The sequence below is a fragment of the Streptomyces sp. NPDC008238 genome, from assembly GCF_042956445.1.
Lineage (GTDB): Bacteria > Actinomycetota > Actinomycetes > Streptomycetales > Streptomycetaceae > Actinacidiphila.
Genome location: NZ_JBIBGK010000021.1, coordinates 30,109 through 48,485, shown reverse-complemented (window position 1 = coordinate 48,485; position 18,377 = coordinate 30,109). Strand labels below are relative to the sequence as shown.

The 18,377-nt window shown below is 73.9% G+C and carries 18 protein-coding genes; 10 read left to right on the top strand and 8 right to left on the bottom strand.

Annotated elements, in window-relative coordinates:
- The first annotated feature begins 101 nt into the window (after positions 1-101).
- Positions 102-731 carry a TetR family transcriptional regulator gene (locus ACFZAU_RS31280; protein ID WP_500554940.1) on the top strand — a complete coding sequence of 210 codons (630 nt, stop codon included), beginning with the start codon at positions 102-104 and terminating at the stop codon, positions 729-731.
- 44 nt (positions 732-775) lie between these two features.
- A complete protein-coding gene (locus ACFZAU_RS31275; protein WP_500554939.1) occupies positions 776-1,687 on the top strand; it encodes a YceI family protein in 912 nt (303 codons plus the stop codon).
- Between the two features lie 15 nt (positions 1,688-1,702).
- Here the strand turns inward: ACFZAU_RS31275 and ACFZAU_RS31270 are convergent, their stop codons facing one another.
- From ACFZAU_RS31270 to ACFZAU_RS31255, 4 genes are all read right to left on the bottom strand, one after another.
- Positions 1,703-2,497 (bottom strand): VOC family protein, encoded by a 795-nt coding sequence (locus tag ACFZAU_RS31270; protein ID WP_500554938.1) that lies wholly within the window; start codon positions 2,495-2,497, stop codon positions 1,703-1,705.
- 126 nt (positions 2,498-2,623) lie between these two features.
- Positions 2,624-3,415: a VOC family protein gene (locus ACFZAU_RS31265; protein ID WP_500554937.1), complete on the bottom strand. Its 792-nt coding sequence runs from the start codon at positions 3,413-3,415 to the stop codon at positions 2,624-2,626.
- A gap of 96 nt (positions 3,416-3,511) precedes the next feature.
- Positions 3,512-4,282, bottom strand: a complete 771-nt coding sequence (locus tag ACFZAU_RS31260) for an ABC transporter ATP-binding protein (RefSeq protein WP_500554936.1) — start codon at positions 4,280-4,282, stop codon at positions 3,512-3,514.
- Positions 4,275-5,192, bottom strand: coding sequence for an ABC transporter permease (locus ACFZAU_RS31255; RefSeq protein WP_499604180.1), 918 nt, complete (start codon positions 5,190-5,192; stop codon positions 4,275-4,277). Before ACFZAU_RS31255 ends, ACFZAU_RS31260 begins: the two co-directional genes overlap by 8 nt.
- Before the next feature lie 148 nt (positions 5,193-5,340).
- On the opposite strand from ACFZAU_RS31255, the gene ACFZAU_RS31250 reads away from it, so the two are divergent.
- The gene (locus ACFZAU_RS31250; RefSeq protein ID WP_500554935.1) at positions 5,341-5,952 is read left to right on the top strand and encodes a TetR/AcrR family transcriptional regulator; all 612 of its coding nucleotides are present in this window, start codon (positions 5,341-5,343) and stop codon (positions 5,950-5,952) included.
- 333 nt (positions 5,953-6,285) lie between these two features.
- On the opposite strand, the gene ACFZAU_RS31245 is transcribed toward ACFZAU_RS31250, so the two are convergent.
- The 3 genes from ACFZAU_RS31245 to abmR form a co-directional block, all read right to left on the bottom strand.
- Positions 6,286-6,819 carry a SixA phosphatase family protein gene (locus tag ACFZAU_RS31245; protein WP_500554934.1) on the bottom strand — a complete coding sequence of 178 codons (534 nt, stop codon included), beginning with the start codon at positions 6,817-6,819 and terminating at the stop codon, positions 6,286-6,288.
- Positions 6,816-7,544: a hypothetical protein gene (locus ACFZAU_RS31240; protein ID WP_500554933.1), complete on the bottom strand. Its 729-nt coding sequence runs from the start codon at positions 7,542-7,544 to the stop codon at positions 6,816-6,818. The genes ACFZAU_RS31245 and ACFZAU_RS31240 overlap by 4 nt, the downstream gene beginning before the upstream one ends.
- Positions 7,545-7,766: 222 nt before the next feature.
- Positions 7,767-8,312, bottom strand: a complete 546-nt coding sequence (gene abmR / locus ACFZAU_RS31235; protein WP_500554932.1) for an ATP-binding transcription factor AbmR — start codon at positions 8,310-8,312, stop codon at positions 7,767-7,769.
- Between the two features lie 147 nt (positions 8,313-8,459).
- Here abmR and ACFZAU_RS31230 point away from each other — a divergent pair, with 147 nt between their 5' ends.
- From ACFZAU_RS31230 to ACFZAU_RS31200, 7 genes are read left to right on the top strand one after another with little or no spacing between them, the layout of a single operon-like run.
- The gene (locus ACFZAU_RS31230) at positions 8,460-9,002 is read left to right on the top strand and encodes a (2Fe-2S)-binding protein (RefSeq protein WP_500554931.1); all 543 of its coding nucleotides are present in this window, start codon (positions 8,460-8,462) and stop codon (positions 9,000-9,002) included.
- Positions 8,999-11,395 (top strand): xanthine dehydrogenase family protein molybdopterin-binding subunit, encoded by a 2,397-nt coding sequence (locus ACFZAU_RS31225; RefSeq protein ID WP_500554930.1) that lies wholly within the window; start codon positions 8,999-9,001, stop codon positions 11,393-11,395. Before ACFZAU_RS31230 ends, ACFZAU_RS31225 begins: the two co-directional genes overlap by 4 nt.
- The gene (locus ACFZAU_RS31220) at positions 11,392-12,249 is read left to right on the top strand and encodes an FAD binding domain-containing protein (RefSeq protein WP_500554929.1); all 858 of its coding nucleotides are present in this window, start codon (positions 11,392-11,394) and stop codon (positions 12,247-12,249) included. Before ACFZAU_RS31225 ends, ACFZAU_RS31220 begins: the two co-directional genes overlap by 4 nt.
- 16 nt (positions 12,250-12,265) lie before the next feature.
- Complete coding sequence (locus ACFZAU_RS31215) at positions 12,266-13,399, top strand: AAA family ATPase (protein WP_500554928.1); 1,134 nt, start codon at positions 12,266-12,268, stop codon at positions 13,397-13,399.
- Positions 13,400-13,404: 5 nt separating this feature from the next.
- Positions 13,405-14,541 carry a vWA domain-containing protein gene (locus ACFZAU_RS31210; protein WP_500554927.1) on the top strand — a complete coding sequence of 379 codons (1,137 nt, stop codon included), beginning with the start codon at positions 13,405-13,407 and terminating at the stop codon, positions 14,539-14,541.
- A complete protein-coding gene (locus ACFZAU_RS31205; protein WP_500554926.1) occupies positions 14,534-15,646 on the top strand; it encodes an XdhC family protein in 1,113 nt (370 codons plus the stop codon). The genes ACFZAU_RS31210 and ACFZAU_RS31205 overlap by 8 nt, the downstream gene beginning before the upstream one ends.
- Positions 15,647-15,659: 13 nt before the next feature.
- Complete coding sequence (locus ACFZAU_RS31200) at positions 15,660-16,292, top strand: SRPBCC family protein (RefSeq protein ID WP_500554925.1); 633 nt, start codon at positions 15,660-15,662, stop codon at positions 16,290-16,292.
- A gap of 671 nt (positions 16,293-16,963) precedes the next feature.
- On the opposite strand, the gene lpdA is transcribed toward ACFZAU_RS31200, so the two are convergent.
- A complete protein-coding gene (gene lpdA / locus ACFZAU_RS31195; protein ID WP_500554924.1) occupies positions 16,964-18,364 on the bottom strand; it encodes a dihydrolipoyl dehydrogenase in 1,401 nt (466 codons plus the stop codon).
- Between the last annotated feature and the right edge of the window lie 13 nt (positions 18,365-18,377).

Below are 18,377 nucleotides of genomic sequence, written 5' to 3'. Positions count from 1 at the left end.
GGGTGCGGACGTCGACTCAGTGAACAACTGAAATAACAGTTGTTCACTGAGTCGGAAGTCTACTGTCGCGCAACTCGGCGAACAGCTGTTTACTGGATGACATGAGTCACACCCTCGGGGCCCGTGAGGCCCAGAAGCAGCAGACCCGGCGGGCCCTCCTCGACGCGGGCCTGCGCCTGCTGGAGAACCAGAGCCTGAGCAGCCTGGGACTGCGCGAGGTCACCCGCGAAGTGGGCGTCGCGCCCGCCGGGTTCTACCGGCACTTCCGCGACATGGGCGACCTCGGGGTGGCCCTGGTCGCCGAGTCGCTGGGCAGTCTGCACGGCATGATCCAGGCGATCATGGCCGAGCAGGACGACGCGGAGGAGGTCATCGCCCGCTCCGTCCGGCTGATCGCCCTGCACGTGCGCGACCACCGGCCGCACATCCGCTTCATCGCCCGCGAGCGGCACGGCGGCGTGCAGGCCGTCCGCGAGGCCATCGCCACCGAACTCTCGCTGTTCGCCCGGGAGGTGGCCGAGGCGCTCGGCGCGCAGCCCGTCGCGCACGGCTGGGCGCCCGAGGACGTCCGCATGCTCGCCGAACTGTACGTCGACCGCATGCTGATGACGGCGATCGCCTTCATGGAGGCACCGGCCGGCGACACCGCGACCGAGGAGCGGGTCGGCGAGCGGGCCCGCAAAGAGCTGTACCTGATCCACCTGGGACGACGGCACTGGCTGGACACCTGAGGGCGAATTGACACTTGCGTGGATTCACCATCTAAGGTGATCGCATGGTTTTCGCACTCTTTCGGCGCAATCGCACGGTCAACGGCGGCACGAATCCCGGGCTGTTGCCACCGATCGCCGAGGGTGCGGGACTGATCAGCTGTCAGGTGCTCGACCCCTCGGGCCGGCCGTTGGACGGTGCCGAGGTCACGGTGTCCGAAGCCCGCACCCGCCTCCCGCGCGTGACGGCCACCACCGATCCCTACGGGACGTTCCTGGCCACCCTGCCGCCCGGGCACTACACCGTGATGATCGGCGCGGACGGCATGCAGCCCTACCGGGGCACCGTGCAGATCGCGCAGGGGCTCCAGTCCCCCGTCGGCGCGGTGCGGTTGACGCCCTCGCCGGAGCGCGAACTGCCGCCGCCGGGCGCCTGGTTCTTCGACCCGCCGCACACGGCCGTCCGGTTCATCGCCAAGCACGTCGGCATGGCCCATGTGCACGGCCGCTTCGACCGCTTCACGGGCGGGATACGCGTCGCGGAGCGCATGGAGGACTCCCACGTCGAGATCACCATCGACGCGGCGAGCATCAACACCGGAAACCGGACCCGGGACGGCCACCTGCGCTCCGCGGACTTCCTCGACGTGGCCGCCCACCCCTGGATCCGCTTCGCGAGCGACCGCTTCGTGCACCAGGGCGGCTCGCGGTGGGCCGTCCAGGGCCACCTCAGCATGCACGGCGTCAGTCGGTCGGTGACCCTGGACACCGACTACCTGGGCATGGCCACCGGCGGCTACGGTGAGGAGCTGCGCTGCGCGGCCCTCGCCACCGCCGAACTGCACCGCGACGACTACACCCTGAACTGGCAGAGCATGCTGGCGCGGGGCATCGCGGTGGTGGGCCCGACCATCAAGCTGGAGCTCGACGTCCAGGCCATGTTCTCCCGCCACGACACCCCGACACCGCCGGAGTAGCCGCCGCGCGCGCCCTCAGGCCGCGGTCGGCGCGGGCGTGATGACGGCGAACGCCGCGCCCTGCGGGTCGACGACCTGCGCGAAGCGCCCGACCTCCGGCACGTCCACCGCGGGGAGGCGCACCGTGCCGCCCGCCGCGACGGCCTTGGCCAGCGTCCCGTCGCAGTCGGCCACCGCGAAGTACGGCAGCCAGTGCGCGCCGGCGCCCGCGGCGAGCATCTCCTCGTCGAGCTGCATGACGCCGCCGTGGGCGTCGCTCTCGCCGCCGCCCGCCGGGGAGACCAGGGTGTAGACCATGCCGGGCATCCGGGAGTCCTCGGTCCTCCAGTCGAAGACCGCGCGGTAGAAGGCCAGTGCCGAGGGCGCGTCGGGGGTGAAGAGCTCCGTCCAGTACAGCGAGCCGGGCTCGTCGACGACGTCCAGGCCCTTGTTGGCGCCCGGCTGCCACACGCAGAACCGGGCCCCGGTCGGGTCGGCGTAGGCCGCCATCCGCCCGAGGTCGAAGACGTCCATGGCGGAGAACCGCACGGCTCCGCCGGCCTGTTCGACGGACTTGGTGGTGGCGTCGGCGTCGGCCGTCTGGAAGAACGGCTCCCAGGCCGCGGCGGTGGCGCCGGGTTGGTTGTTCGGTCCGATGCCGGCGACGGTGCGGTCGCCGATCCGGAACATCCCGTAGCCGCCCGCTTCAGGTCCGGCCGACCGGAAGTCCCAGCCGAAGACCTCGCGGTAGTAGGCCGCCGAGGCCTCGACGTCGGGAGTGCCCAGGTCGAGCCAGTTGGGGGCGCCGGGTACGTAGTTGGTGTTGAGCATGGTGTGCTCCTTCGACGGGGTGCTGTGCCCTGGTCGCTCCCAGTCTTGCAGCGGGCACTGACAGTGGCCCCGTACCGCCCCGTCGCCGCCCCCGGCGCGGCCCTGTCACCGGCTCCTGCCGCGCCGTCAGCTCCGCCGCGGCTGGCTGGTGATGACCGCGAACAGCGCGCCGAAGGGGTCCGCGAGGTGCGCGAAGCGCCCGACGCCCTCGGCGTGCTGGGGTGCCTTGACGACCTTCCCGCCGAGCTGCGCGGCCTCGGCGACCACCGCGTCGGCGTCCTCGACCTCGAAGTAGGGCAGCCAGTGCGGGGTGACACCGGCGGCCCTCATCGCGTCGGTGATCTCCACGATCCCGCCCAGGGACGCCTCCCGGCCGCCGCCCGAGGTCGACAGCACGCTGTAGCGGGTCGTGCCGAGCGGCACGTCCTGCGCCTGCCACTCGAGGACCGCGCCGTAGAAGGCGCCGGCGGCGGCCGCGTCGGGCGCGTACAACTCCGCCCATCCGAAGCTGCCCGGCTCGGTGACCACGTCGAGGCCCTTGGTGTCGCGGGGCTGCCACACGGCGAACTCGGCTCCCCCGGGGTCGGTGAAGCCGGCCATCCGGCCGTTGGTGAAGACGTCGAAGGGCGGGAGGCGCACCGTCCCGCCCGCCTGCTCGACCGCCTTGGCGGTGGCGTCGGCGTCGGCCGTCTGGAAGTACAGCGTCCAGGAGGACCGCACGCCCTCCTCGCTGAGCGGGCCGAAGGCGGCCACGGTCTTCCCGCCGAGGCGGAAGAAGCCGTAGCCGCCGGCCTCGGGCCCGAGGGACTGCGCCTCCCAGGAGAAGAGCCCGGTGTAGAAGGAGACCGCCGCCCCGGGGTCCGGGCTGCCCAGGTCGATCCAGTTCGGGGCGCCGTTGACGTACTGGGTGGTGAGCATGGCGGTCTCCTTGGCCTGCGTGCGTGCCCGGTGCTGCCGTGGTCCCGGTGTCCGTTCCTCAGTCTGGCACCGGTGCCCGGCTCGCGCCGGGCGGCGTCACTTCCCCTGGGTGAACGCGTCGTAGGCCTTGAGCACCTCGTCGGTCGGGCCGTCCATCCGCAGCGTGCCGTGCTCCAGCCAGATGGCGCGGTCGCAGGTGTCGCGGATCGACTTGTTGTTGTGGCTGACCAGGAAGACGGTGCCGGCCTCCTTGCGCAGCTCGCGGATCCGCGCCTCCGAGCGCTTGCGGAACCGGTTGTCACCGGTCGCCAGCGCCTCGTCGATCATGAGGACGTCGTGGCTCCTGGCCGCGGCGATCGAGAAGCGCAACCGGGCCGCCATGCCGGAGGAGTAGGTGCGCATCGGGAGGGAGATGAAGTCCCCCTTCTCGTTGATGCCGGAGAACTCGACGATCTGCTCGTAGCGCTCCTTGACCTCGTCCTGCGACATGCCCATCGCGAGGCCGCCGAGCATGACGTTGCGCTCGCCGGTCAGGTCGTTCATCAGGGCGGCGTTGACGCCGAGCAGCGAGGGCTGCCCCTGGGTGTACACCTTGCCGCTCTCCGCGGGCAGCAGCCCCGCGACGGCCTTGAGCAGGGTGGACTTGCCCGAGCCGTTGGAGCCGATGAGCCCGATGGACTCGCCGCGGTAGGCGGTGAAGCTCACGCCGCGCACGGCGTGCACCGTGCGGACGTTCGGGTTGCCGCCCTTGCGGCGGACCAGCCGCGTCAGGGCGTTGACCGCGGTGCCGCGGCCGGCGCCCGCGCCGTGCACCCGGTACACGATGTGCAGGTCGTCCACGATCACGGTGGGGATGCGCTCAGCCACGGCCGTACCTCTCCTCAGCCTTCCAGAACCAGACGAAGCCCCCGATGCCCATGACCAGGGCCCAGCCCAGGGCGACCGCCCACACGTGCGGCGGCAGCTGCTCGGAGGTGAAGCTGTCGATCAGCGCGAAGCGCATCAGGTCGATGTAGACCGCCGCCGGGTTCAGTCCGAGCAGGATCTTCACGGCCTGCGGCGCGTGCGCCGCCACGTGGCTGATGCTGTACATGACGCCGGAGGTGTACATCCAGGTGCGCAGGATGAACGGCATCAGCTGCGCGAGGTCGGTCATCTTGCTGCCGAGCCGCGCCATCACCAGCGCCAAACCCGCGTTGAAGACCGACTGCAGCAGGAGCGCCGGGAACACCAGCAGCCAGGACGGCCCCGGCACCTCGCCGGTCATGAGCACGATGGCGACGAGCACGAGCATCGACATCAGCAGCTGCTGCAGCTGCATGATCGTCTGCGCGATCGGCAGGCTGGCCCGGGGGAAGTGCAGGGCCCGCACCAGGCCGAGGTTGCCGGAGATCGCACGGACGCCCGCCATCACCGAGGACTGGGTGAAGGTGTAGACGAAGATGCCGGTGACCAGGAACGCGATGTAGTTGTCGACGCCGCGGTCGGTGCCCAGCAGCAGGCCGAAGATCAGGTAGTACACTGCCGCGTTGAGCAGCGGGGTCAGCACCTGCCACAGTTGCCCCAGGCGCGCACGCGTGTACTGGGCCGACACACGGGCGGTGGCGTACGAGGTGATGAAGTGCCGGCGTCCCCACAGCTGCCGCACGTAGGCGCCCAGCCCGGGACGGGCCCCGCTGACCGTGAGGCCGTGCTTGGCCGCCAGTTCTGCGGGGGACGGCGCCGGGGCGCCGGGCGGCGCGGGCGCCGCTGAGGAGGACTCGATGTCAAGGCTCACGAGGGGGGCGCTTCCGTTCGGGGGGTGATGCGCGAGGGGGCCGTTTGTGCGCGGACGGAACGAAACCGTATCGTCGTTACCAGGACGTTAGACCACACGGGCGCTGGAACGCAACCGTTCCGTCCCGTCGTCGCGTAGGCTGCCGGACATGGCACCGGACACCGCACCCCCACGACGCGCCCCCGCCGGGGCGGCAGTGCTCCGAGACGATGTCACGGAGGCGATCCGGGCGGCCGTCTTCGAGGAGCTCGCCGCGGTCGGGTACGGGCGGATGTCCATCGAGGGCATCGCACGCCGCGCGGGCGTCGGCAAGGCCGCGGTCTACCGGCGCTGGCGCTCCAAGCTGCCGCTCGTGCTCGACGTGGTGTCCGCCGTCGCGGCCGTCGGCGTCCCGGCGCCCGCCACGGGCAGCCTGCTGGGCGACATCCGGATGCTGCTGGAGGTGACGGCGCGGGCGCTGCGGCACCCCGTCGCCTCGCAGATCATCCCCGACCTGCTGGCGGAGGCCTCCCGCAACCCCGAGATCGCCGCGACACTGCAGACCGCGCTGCGCGACACCCAGCGCGGCATCGCCACCGCCATCGTCGACGCCGCCGCCGAGCGCGGCGAGCTGCCCGCCGGCACGGACCGCGACCTCGCCCTCGACCTCATCGCCGGCCCCCTCTACTGGCGCCTCGCGGTCCTCCGCTCCCCTCTCACCCCCCGCTACCTCGACCGCCTCGCGGTCGCGACGACCGCCGCGCTGGCGGCCTCGGCCTAGGGACGGGGCCCGGGCGGTCGACGCCACGGCGCCGGTGGCACCTCCGGCAGCGCGGGCAGTACGCCCCCGGCACACCGTGACCCGCCGCAGCGGCGCCACGACGCTTCACCTGCGCACCGCGAGCCGGGCGGCGGAGGAGGCCACCCGAGCCGGGCCCGCCAGCCGGGACACCCGCCGCCCGAGACAGCCGCCGCCGCGCACGCGGCTCCCGGGCTGGGGTGACCCGCGCGGATGCGGTTGCCACGCCACCGCCGCCGCGGCACGTTGTCCCCGTCACACGGCGGGCGAAGCAGCCGGACGAGCCGCGCGCCCCTCCCCCGCAGCCTCCGGGGATCAGCCGCGGGGGACGGCGAAGTCCTCGAGGCGGGCGCGTTCCGGGGCGAGGGCGGACCACGGCTCGGACCAGGTGAGGACGGCCAGGGCGGACGTCGGGAACTTGTCGGCGGCTCGCAGCAGGGCGTCGGCGCGGGCCTGGCCCGTCAGGCGGAGGACGAGGTCCTGGACCCCCGGGTTGTGGCCGACCAGCACCAGGGACCCGGCGTCCTCGGGGGCCTCGCGCAGGACGTCGAGCAGGGCGCGGGCGGTGGCGGCGTAGACCCGCTCGTCCAGGCGAACGGGCACGGACCGCTTGGCGCCCAGGGCCGCGGCGGCGAGTTCCCAGGTCTCCTGGGTGCGCCGGGAGGTCGAGCAGATCACCAGGTCGGGGGTGTGTCCGCTCTCCCGCAGCCAGCGGCCGACGGCGGGGGCGTCGCGGCGGCCGCGGGGGCCGAGCGGGCGGTCGTGGTCCGGGACGTCCGGGGGCCAGGCGGACTTGGCGTGCCGCAGCACGACGAGGCGTCGCGGACCGGCCTCCGCGCGTCGCTTCACGACCGCACCCCGCCGACCTCGGCGCTCAGCTCCAGGGCCAGCACCCGGTCCGCCCGGGCGAACGTCTCGAAGCGGGAGCCGTCGGGCAGGGCGGCCTCCTCCTCCAGCCGGTCGAGGACGGCCAGGTGGGCGGCGGTGTCGAGGTCCGCGTCCAGGGCGGCCTGGAGGCGTTCGACGTACTGCGCGCACATCGGCTTCGACGGCGACTCGGCCCAGCGGGCCACCGCGCCGCGCCACCGCCGCAGACCGGCGTCGGCCCCGTCGAGTACCGGCGCGGACAGGTCCGCGGGCGCCCTGCGGTCGAGCCGGAGCAGCGCGAGCCGTACGGCGGGGCCGGGCGCGGCTACTTCGTCCGGGTGAACCTGCGCGACGTCGAGACGGAGGCCGCCGGTCCCGGTGCCCGTCGGGGCGACGTGCACCCGGGCCGGGCCCGCGAGCGCCGCCTCCGCCTCGCGGACGTCGTCCCCGCGCGCCGCGCGGGGCCCGATGCCCAGCGCCGCGGCGGCAGCGTCCAGTGCGGGATCGGCCGGGCCGACCGAGGCGACCAGCACCTGCCCGCCATGGGTCTCCACGGCACGGGCCAGCACGTCCGCCACCAGCAGCACCCGCAGCGCCGTCGTCCTCCCGCCCGCGGCGCCGGTGTGCGCCAGCACCCGAAGCGGCACGCGCCGCCCCGGGTCGAGTTCCACGGGCTCCCCGCTCCTGCCGTCCACGATGCGCAGCACGCCTTTGAATCTAACCCGTACGGCCCACGGGCGCAGGTGCCCCTCCCGGGTGACGGGCTCTCCCACGGCGCTCCGGCTGCGTGGGGGACGACGCGGCCGCCCGCCCTCCCCGGCGCCCGAACCACCCACCAGGGCACCGCCCTTCGGGGCAATCGGGTCCCCGGCGGGCCCGCGGCCGGCCTCGGGCCCCGCGTCGCACGCCCCCTCGTCGGGGCCGGGCGGTCAGTCGTCCTCGGCGGGCGGCGCGGCGCGGTCCGGGCCCTGGGCGCGGACGCGCTGGACCTGCTCCAGGGAGTCGCGCAGGTCGCCGAGCCAGGTGTCGGTGTTGGCGCGGACGAGGCGCACGCACCAGGCGAGGGCCTCGCTGCGGCTGCGGGCGACGCCGCCCGCGACGAGGGTGTCGAGGACCTGGCGCTCGGGCTGGCGGAGCCGGGTCATGACGGGGACGGAGACGGTGGTGTACAGGGCCCGGCGCCCGCCGCACTCCACGCCCCAGGAGACCTTGCGCCCGAAGCGGTGCTCGGCCTCGCGGGCGACGGCGACGCGGTCCTCGCGGGTGCGCTCCCGGAACTCGGCGACGCGTCCGTCGAACGCGGCCTCGCGTTCGACGGGTGACGCGCCGACGGCGACCTCCGGTGCGGGGATGCGGCCGACGACGGTGATCTCCTCGCGGTCGACCGTGACCTCCACGAGCGCCTCGAACAGTCCGTCGGGGAGCCGCCCGGCGAGCCAGCCACGCAGGGCTTCCAACTGTTCGGTCGTAATCATGTAATTAACATTACACCTCGGATATCCGAGCACAAGAGGCCCGTGGAACTCGCGTCCGAGGCGTCGCGTTGTCCCCGGGCGCGACTTACAGTTGCGCGTATCGGAGCAGAACGGGGGAATCGCCACGCGGCGCCTCTGGGAGGCCTCATGACCCGCATCTCGGTGAAGGTGGACGGCACGGCCTACGAGGACGAGGCGGAGCCCCGCCTCCTGCTCGTCCATTACCTGCGGGACCGGCTCGGCCTGACCGGTACCCCCATCGGGTGCGACACCACGAACTGCGGCGCCTGCACGGTGGACCTCGACGGCGCGAGCGTGAAGAGCTGTTCCGTGCTCGCCGTACAGGCCGACGGCGGCGAGGTGACGACGATCCAGGGGCTGGCCTCCCCCGACGGCGAGTGGCACCCCCTGCAGCGGGCGTTCCACGAGCAGCACGCGCTGCAGTGCGGCTTCTGCACGCCCGGCATGATCATGGCCGCCCGCGACCTGCTGCGGGAGAACCCCGACCCCACGCCCGAGGAGGTCCGCGAGGGTCTGGAGGGCAACCTGTGCCGCTGCACGGGTTACATGAACATCGTGCGCGCCGTGCTGGCGGCCGCCGCCGAGGAAGGCCGCCACCAGGCGCCGGAGCCCGGCGCCGTGGCCGAGCACGCCGCGCCGAGCCCGGCCGGGAGCGGGGCGCCGGTATGACCGACCAGCTGACCGGACGCGAACCCGAGGTCGGCCGGGCCCGGGTCCGCAAGGAGGACGCCCGGCTGGTGACCGGCCGGACGACCTGGACCGACAACATCAGCGTCCCGGGGCTGCTGCACATCGCGATCCTGCGCAGCCCGATGGCGCACGCCCGCATCGAGCGGATCGACGTCACCCCGGCCCTCGAACGGCCGGGGGTCGTCGCCGCCTACAGCGGCCGCGACCTGGCCGAGGGGCTCGGGTCGCTGCCCTGCGCCTGGCCCGTCACCGAGGACATCGTGCTGCCCGAGCACCCGCCGGTCGCCGTCGACGAGGTCCGCCACACCGGCGACCCGGTCGCGGTCGTCGTCGCCCGCGACCGCTACGCGGCGGCCGACGCGCTGGAGGCGATCGACGTCGACTACGAGCCGCTGCCCCCGGTCCTCGACATGGAGGCGGCGCTCGCCGAGGGCGCCCCGCTGGTCCACGCCGACAAGGGCACCAACCGCTGCTACACCTGGCCGCTGGCCACCGGCGAGGACTACGCCACCGTGCGCGAGCGGGCCGACGTGGTGCTGCGCCGGCGCTTCGTGCAGCAGCGGCTCATCCCCAACGCCATGGAGCCGCGGGCCGTCGTGGCGGTCCCGCCGGACACCTCGGACCAGTACACCCTCTACTCCGCGACGCAGATCCCGCACATCGTGCGGGTGATGATGGCCGTCGTCACCGGCATCCCCGAGCAGCGGCTGCGGGTCGTCGCGCCGGACGTCGGCGGCGGCTTCGGCTCCAAGCTCCAGGTCTACGGCGAGGAGGCGATCGGCCTGGCCGTCGCCCGGAAGCTGGGCCGCCCGGTGAAGTGGACGGAGTCCCGTTCGGAGGGGTACCTGGCCACCCACCACGGACGTGACCAGATCCAGGACCTCGAACTCGCCGCGACGCGCGACGGCAGGCTGCTGGGCCTGAAGGTGGACCTGCTCGCCGACATGGGCGCGTACCTGATGATCGTGACGCCGGGCGTCCCGCTGCTCGGGGCGTTCATGTTCCCCGGCATCTACAAGATGGACGCCTACGACTTCACCTGCACGGGCGTCTTCACCACCAAGACCCCCACCGACGCGTACCGCGGCGCGGGCCGCCCCGAGGCGACGTTCGCGATCGAGCGCATGATGGACGAACTCGCCGCCGAACTCGGCATGGACCCGGTGGAGGTGCGCCGCCGCAACTGGATCGGCCACGACGAGTTCCCCTACACCACCATCGGCGGGCTCACCTACGACAGCGGGGACTACGAGTCGGCGACGGACAAGGCGCTCGCCCTCTTCGGCTACGCCGACCTGCGGTCCGAGCAGCGCGAGCGGCAGGAACGCGGCGACCCGGTGCGGCTGGGCATCGGCGTGTCGACGTACACGGAGATGTGCGGGCTCGCGCCCAGCCGGATCCTGCGCGACCTGCGCTACGGCGCGGGCGGCTGGGAGGCGGCGTCGATCCGCATGCTGCCGACGGGCAAGGTGGAGGTGCTGACCGGCACCAGCCCGCACGGGCAGGGCCATGTGACGAGCTGGAGCCAGATCGCGGCGGACGTGCTCGGCGTGCCCTTCGAGGACGTCGAGGTGCTGCACGGCGACACCCGCACGGTGCCGCAGGGCATGGACACCTACGGCTCGCGCTCGCTGGTCGTCGGCGGCGTCGCCGTGCACCGCGCCGCGCGGAAGGTGGTCGACAAGGCCCGCAAGGTCGCCGCGCACCTGCTGGAGGCGAGCGAGGACGACCTGGACTTCGCCGGCGGCGTCTTCTCGGTGAAGGGCTCGCCGGACGCGCGCCGGACCATCCAGGAGGTGGCCTTCGCGACGTTCACCTCGCACGACCTGCCCGACGGGCTGGAGCCGACGATCAACGCCGAGCACGTGGAGGACCCCGAGGCCTTCTCCTACCCGCACGGCACGCACCTGTGCGCGGTGGACGTGGACACCGAGACCGGGCGGGCGCGCATCCGCAGTTACGTGTGCGTGGACGACGTCGGCAAGGTCGTCAACCCGATGATCGTGGAGGGCCAGGTGCACGGCGGGCTCGCCCAGGGCATCGCCCAGGCCCTGTTCGAGGAGGCGGTCTACGACGAGGAGGGCAACCTGGTCTCCGGCACCATGGCCGACTACCTGGTGCCCTGCGCGGCCGACCTGCCCGACTTCCTCACCGACCGCACCGAGACGCCGGCGACCACCAACCCGCTGGGCGTCAAAGGCGTCGGCGAGGCCGGGACGATCGCCTCGACCCCCGCGGTGGTCAACGCCGTGGTCGACGCCCTGCGGCCGCTGGGCGTCACGGACGTGCCGATGCCGTGCACGCCGGAACGGATCTGGCGGGCCCTGCGGGACGCGCGGCGCTCCGCACGGCCGGAGGAGGACGGCTCATGATCCCCGCGTCGTTCGAGTACGCCAGGCCCCGCACCGTGGAGGAGGCGGTGCGGCAGCTCGCCCTCGCCGGGGAGGACGCGAAGGTGCTGGCGGGCGGTCAGAGCCTGCTGCCGATCCTGCGGATGCGGCTCGCCTTCCCCGAACTGCTCGTGGACGTCGGCCGGATCCCCGGCCTGCGCGGGGTGCGGGTCGACGGGGACGACCTCGTCATCGGCGCCCTGACCTCGCACCACGACGTCGTGCACGACCCCCTGGTGCGGCGGCACGCCGGGCTGCTGGCCGCCGCCACGGCCACGGTGGCCGATCCGGCGGTACGCCACCGGGGCACGATCGGCGGCTCGATCGCCCACGCCGACCCGGCCGGGGACGTGCCCGCGGCCGTCCTCGCCCTCGACGCCGAACTGGTCGTCCAGGGTCCGGACGGACAACGGACCCTCCCGGCGCGGGAGTTCTTCACCGACTACCTGCAGACGGCGCTGCGGCCCGACGAACTGCTGGTGGAGGTGCGGGTGCCCAAGGCGGACGCCTGGGGCTTCCACTACGAGAAGTTCCAGCTCAGCGCCCAGGCCTGGGCCGTGGTGGGGGTGGCGGCGCTGGTGCGGCGCGACGACGGCCACATCGTCGAGTGCCGTGTCGGGCTGTCGAACATGGGGCCCACGCCGGTGCGCGCCACCGCCTGCGAGGCCGCGCTCGCGGGCGCCGACGCCGCCCCGGAGGCGGTGGCCTCGGCCGCCGGCAGCGCCGCGGATGGCACCCGGCCCGCCTCCGACCTGTCGGCGTCCGCCGAGTACCGGGAGCACCTGGTGCGGGTGCTCACCCGCAGGGCGGTCCTCGCCGCCGCGGAGCTGACATGAGGAGCGGACGCAGCGCATGACCTGGCCGGCGCACGGGAATCCGCCGGGGTGGACCACCCCGGCGGGCGCCGCCTGCGGGCCGCTCCCCCTGGCGACGGCCCGCGCCGGGGCGGTGGGTCCGCACGGCCCCGGCACTCCGGCTCCCGCCCCCGGCGCCGGACCGGCCGGCGGACCGGCCGCCGCTGCCACCGGACCGGCTTCCGCGCCGTACCGTGCCGCCCGCGCCGCCGACCGGGCCGACGAGGCGGTCGGGGCGGTGCCGGCGATCTCCGGCCCCGAGGAGATCCGGTCCCGGCTGGAGGAGACCGGCTACCTGGTCGACGACGGCCTCGCGGTCGCCTGCTACCTGGCGCTGACGCTGCACCGCCCGATCTTCTGCGAGGGCGACGCAGGCGTCGGCAAGACGGCCCTGGCGCACGCGCTCGCCGGAGCCCTCGGCGCGCCGTTGATCCGGCTGCAGTGCTACGAGGGCATCGACGCCTCGCAGGCGCTGTACGACTGGGACTTCCCCCGGCAGTTGCTGCACCTGCGGGCGGCCGAGGCCGCGGGCGTCAGCGACCCGGAGACGCTGGAGGGCGAGCTCTACAGCCGGCGGTTCCTGCTGGCACGGCCACTGCTGCGGGCCCTGGAGACCAGCCCCTCGGTGCTGCTGGTCGACGAGGTCGACCGCGCGGACGACGAGTTCGAGGCCTTCCTGCTCGAACTGCTTTCGGAGTACTCCGTCACCGTCCCCGAACTGGGCACCCTGCGGGCGCAGTCGCCGCCCGTGGTGGTGCTGACGTCCAACCGGACGCGCGAGGTGCACGACGCCCTGAAACGGCGCTGCCTCTACCACTGGTTCGAACACCCCGGCTTCGAGCGGGAGCTGGCGATCGTACAGCGCAGGCAGCCGCATGTGGCGGCGCGCCTCGCGGCGCAGGTGACGGCCGTGGTGCAGTGCCTGCGCGAGCAGGACCTGGTGCGGCCGCCCGGGGTGGCGGAGACCATCGACTGGGCGGAGGCGCTCGCCGCGCTGGGGGCGACGGAACTCGACGCGGACCTGGCGATGACCACCCTCGGCTCGGTGCTCAAGTACCGCGAGGACGCCCAGCGGGCACGCTCGCTGGACCTGTCGGGGATCCTCGCCGCGCGGGCGGACGGGGCGCGGTGAGCACGATGCGCACGGTCACGGCGGACGGCACGGCGGGGGTGGTGGGCTTCGCCCGCGCCCTGCGGGCCGCAGGGGTGCCGGCCGGCCCCGACCGGGTCGCCTCGTTCCTGGCCGCGCTCGGCCGGCTCGACCCGTCGCGGCGCCGCGACGTGTACTGGGCGGGACGCCTGACGCTCTGCGGCGGCCCGGACGACCTGGAGCGCTACGACCGGGTCTTCGCGGCCTTCTTCGACGGCGAGCGGCCGCCGCCCCGCCGGGTGCGTCCGGCGGTCCGGCCCCCGCGCCCGCCCGCGGTGCCGTGGGCCGGCGCCGGGGAGCCCGCCACCGATGCGGAGGGCGGTGCGGGGCCCACCGCGGTCGCGCTCGCCAGCGCGACGGAGGTGCTGCGGCACCGTGACGTCGCCGCGCTGACCGCCGCCGAACGGGCCCAGCTGAACCGGCTGCTGGCGGTGTTCGCGCTCGACGGCGAACCGCGCCGCACCTCCCGGCGCCGTCCGGCGCGCCGCGGGACGGTGGATCCACGGCGCACCGTGCGGGAGTTGCTGCGGCGGGGCGGCGAGCCGGCCGCGCTCCTGCGGCGCGCCCCGGCCCGCACGCCGCGCCGGGTGGTGCTGCTGCTGGACGTCAGCGGGTCGATGGCCCCGTACGCGGACGCGCTGCTGCGCTTCGCGCACGCCGCCGCGCACGGTTCTCGCGGCCGTACGCCCACCGAGGTCTTCACCCTCGGCACCCGGCTGACCCGGGTCACCCGCGAGATGGCGCGCCGGGACCCGGACGCGGCGCTGGCCGCGGTCGCGACGGCGGTGCCCGACTGGAGCGGCGGGACGCGGCTCGGGGAGACGCTGCGGGCGTTCCTGGACCGCTGGGGCGCGCGGGGGACGGCGCGCGGCGCGGTCGTCGTGGTGCTGTCCGACGGCTGGGAGCGCGGCGACCCCGCCCTGCTGGCCGGGCAGATGCGGCGACTGGCACGGCTGGCGCACCGCGTGGTGTGGGCCAACCCGCGCAAGGCCGGGCCGGGGTACGCCCCGCTGGCGGCGGGCATGGCGGCGGCGCTGCCGAGCGTCGACGCCTTCGTCGAGGGGCACAGTCTGGGCGCGCTGGAACGTCTGGCCGCCGTGGTGAGAGGAGCCGACGGTGCGTGAGATCCTTCCGGCGCTGGACGACTGGTACGCCTCGGAAACTCCCTTCGGACTGGCCACGGTCGTCGCGGTGAGCCGCAGCGCGCCGCGCGGACCGGGCGCGGCCATGGCGGTGGGGCCCGGCGACGAGGTCGTGGGAAGCGTCTCCGGGGGCTGCGTGGAGGGCGCGGTCTTCGAACTGGCCAAGGAGGTCGTCGAGTCGGGCGAGGCCCGGCTGCACACCTTCGGCTACAGCGACGCCGACGCCTTCGAGGTGGGCCTGACCTGCGGGGGTGAGATCACCCTGCTGGTCCGTCCGGTGTCCCGGGCCACCGACGCGGGCTTCGGCGAGGTGGCGGCCTCGGTCGCCGCGCACCGGCCGGTGGTCACCGCGACGGTGCTCGACGGTCCCGCCCCGCGCGGCGCGACGCTCACGGTGTGGCCGGACCGGGTCGCCGGCACCCTCGGCTCGGAGGGCCTCGACGCGGCCGTCACGGACGACGCCCGCGGCGAGCTGGCCCAGGGCGCCACCGGGCAGCGCCACTACGGCCGCCACGGCGAACGGCGCGAGGACGACGTGACGGTGTTCCTGCAGTCCTTCGCCCCGCCGCCGCGGATGCTGGTGTTCGGCGCCATCGACTTCGCGGCGGCGGTGGCGCGCATCGGGCTGTTCCTGGGCTACCGGGTGACCGTCTGCGACGCGCGTCCGGTGTTCGCGACCCCGAAGCGCTTCCCCGAGGGCGTGGAGGTCGTCGTCGACTGGCCGCACCGCTACCTGGGCGGCACGGAGACCGACGACCGCACGGTGGTGTGCGTCCTCACCCACGACCCCAAGTTCGACGTGCCGCTGCTGGAGGTCGCGCTGCGCCGGCCGGCCGCGTACATCGGTGTGATGGGCAGCCGGCGCACGCACGACGACCGGCTCAAGCGGCTGCGCGACACGACGCTCGCACCGGCCGAACTGGCCCGGCTGCGTTCGCCGATCGGGCTGGACCTGGGCGCGCGCACCCCCGAGGAGGTCGCGGTGTCGATCGCCGCCGAGATCATCGCGCTGCGCTGGGGCGGCAGCGGCACCCCGCTGTCGGGTACGGCCGGCGCGATCCACCCTCCGGTGCTCAGGCCGGTGTGACGAGGAGTAGATCATGGAACTGCACCACGAGTTCACGGTCCCCGTCCCGGTGGCGGAGGCCTGGCCGGCGCTGCTGGACATCGAGCGCGTCGCACCGTGCATGCCGGGCGCGACGGTGGACGAGTACGACGGCGAGACCGTCATGGGCACGGTGCGGGTCAAGGTCGGCCCGGTGACGGTGACGTACCGCGGCACCGCGGTCTTCGAGGAGCGGGACGGGACCGCGCACCGCGTCGTGCTGGCCGCCCGCGGCAAGGAGGTCCGCGGCCAGGGCACGGCGCGGGCGACGGTGACCGGCACCCTGACGGAGAAGGACGGCGCGACGGTCGTCTCGGTCACGACCGACCTCGCCGTGACGGGCCGGCCCGCGCAGTTCGGCCGCGGTGTGATGGCCGAGGTCGGCGACCGGATCATCGGCCGGTTCGCCGACTGCCTCGCCTCCCGGCTCGCCGCCCCGCAGCCCGCCGCCGTCGGCGAGGACGCCGCGGAGACCACGCCCCCGGCGCCGGCCGGCCCCGAGGACGAGCCCCTCGACCTCCTCCGCATCGCCGGCGCCCCCGTCGCCCGACGCGCCGCGGTGGCGGGTCTGGCGGCTGCGGCTGCCGCGGCGGCGGTCGTCGTCCTCCTGCGGCGCCGCAGGCGCTGAGGGGGGTAGGGGTGGGGTGGGGTGGGGGTGGGGTGGTCGTTCGGCTGTCCCGTCGTCTCGCGCCCTTCGGGCGCAAAGCGGCCGGCTGCGGAGGGGAGGTTGGGGGCTCGGGGCTTGTCGGCAGTGTGCGGGGCGGTGCGTGGCTGGGGTTCAGGCGCCGGAGCGGGCCTGGTTGTTCGTCTGGCTCGGGTCTCGTTGCCGTCCGCGGGTGCAGATGGCCGGTGACCACGCCCACCCTCCGTGGGTGGCGCGCCCGCCGTAACCGGCGTCTGCGGGTGCTTCCCCGATCCGAGGATCGGGCTCTGTTTCGACGGCTATACCGCTGAAAGAGAGCCCGATCTCCGTCCGGGCAAAGATCGGGCTCTGTTCCGACGTATATACCGTCGAAAGCGGGCCCGATCTCCCGACAGCACCTCGAAGCAGCCGCAGACGCGGGTTACGGCGGGCGCGCCCAGCACCGGGAGTAGGCGTGGAAGCGGCCATCTATACCCGCTGACGGCAACGAGACCCCAGGCCAGCGGAAAGGCAACCCGCTCCGGCGCCTGAACCCCAGCCCCGCATCAACCCGCACACTGCCGACAAGCCCCGGCCCCCCACCCTCCCCTCCGCAGCCGGCATCTTTGCGCCCGCAGGGCGCGAGACGGCGCGACAGCCGAACGCCGCCCGCGGGCTCAGAAGTTGATCATGTGGCCGGCCAGCCCGTGGACCGCCTCCTGCACGGCCTCGCTGAGCGTCGGATGACCGTGGACGTTGCGGGCCAGTTCGGCCGCGGTGAGGTCCCACTTCTGGGCCAGCGTCAGTTCCGGCAGCAGCTCGGTGACCTCGGGGCCGATCAGGTGGCCGCCCAGGATCTCGCCGTACTTCGCGTCGCTGATGAGCTTCACGAAACCGCTCGCGTCACCGAGGCCGTGCGCCTTGCCGTTGGCGGTGAAGGGGAACTTGGCCACGCGCACGTCGAGCCCGCGCTCGCGGACCTGCGCCTCCGTCCACCCGAAACTGGCGATCTGCGGCTGGCAGAAGGTGACGCGCGGGATCATCACGTACTCGAGCGCCATCGTCTCGGCCTCGGCGATGGTCTCGGCGGCGACCACGCCCATGGCCTCGGCGGCGTGCGCGAGCATCAGCTTCGCGGTGACGTCGCCGATGGCGTAGATGTGCGGGACGCTGGTGCGGCAGAACTCGTCGACGTCGATGGCGCCGCGCTCGGTGAGCCGGACGCCGGTCTGTTCCAGGCCGTAGCCGGAGATCCGCGGCTGGAAGCCGATGGCCTGCAGCACCTTGTCGGCCTCGAGCGTCTGCCGCTGGCCGCCGGTGGTCACCATGACCTTCACCGAGTCGCCCGCGTCGTTGATCGCCTCCACCCGGGTCGAGGTGAGCACGTCGATGCCGAGCTTGCGGTACTGGCGGGAGAGTTCGGCCGACACCTCCTCGTCCTCCAGCGGCACGATCCGGTCCAGGAACTCCACGAGGGTCACCTTCACCCCGTAGTTGTGCAGGACGTACGCGAACTCCACACCGATCGCGCCGGCGCCCGCGATGAGGATGCTCCCCGGGAGGGTGTCCGTCATGATCTGCTCCTCGTACGTCACGACCCGCTCGCTGAGCGAGGTGCCGGGGAGCAGCCGGGTGGTGGCGCCGGTGGCGATGATGCAGTGGTCGAAGGTGACGGTCTCGCTGCCGCCGGAGCCCAGCGCGACGTGCAGGGTGTGGTCGTCGGTGAAGGTGCCGTGGCCCTCGAACTTCGTGATGTCGTTCTTCTTCATCAGGAAGTGGACGCCCCTGACGCGGCCGTCGGCGACCTTGCGGCTGCGCGTGAAGGCCTCGCGGTAGTCGAAGCTGAGCTCGCCGTTCACCCGAATGCCGAAGGTCTTGGCCTCCTTGGTGAAGATGTGCGCCAGTTCCGCGTTGCGCAGCAGGGCCTTGGAGGGGATGCACCCGACGTTGAGGCAGACCCCGCCCCAGTAGCGCTCCTCGACGATCGCCGTGCGCAGCCCCAGCTGGGCGGCCCTGATGGCGGCGACGTACCCGCCGGGTCCCGCGCCCAGGACGACGACGTCAACGTGTGTGCTCATGCGGCGACCCCTG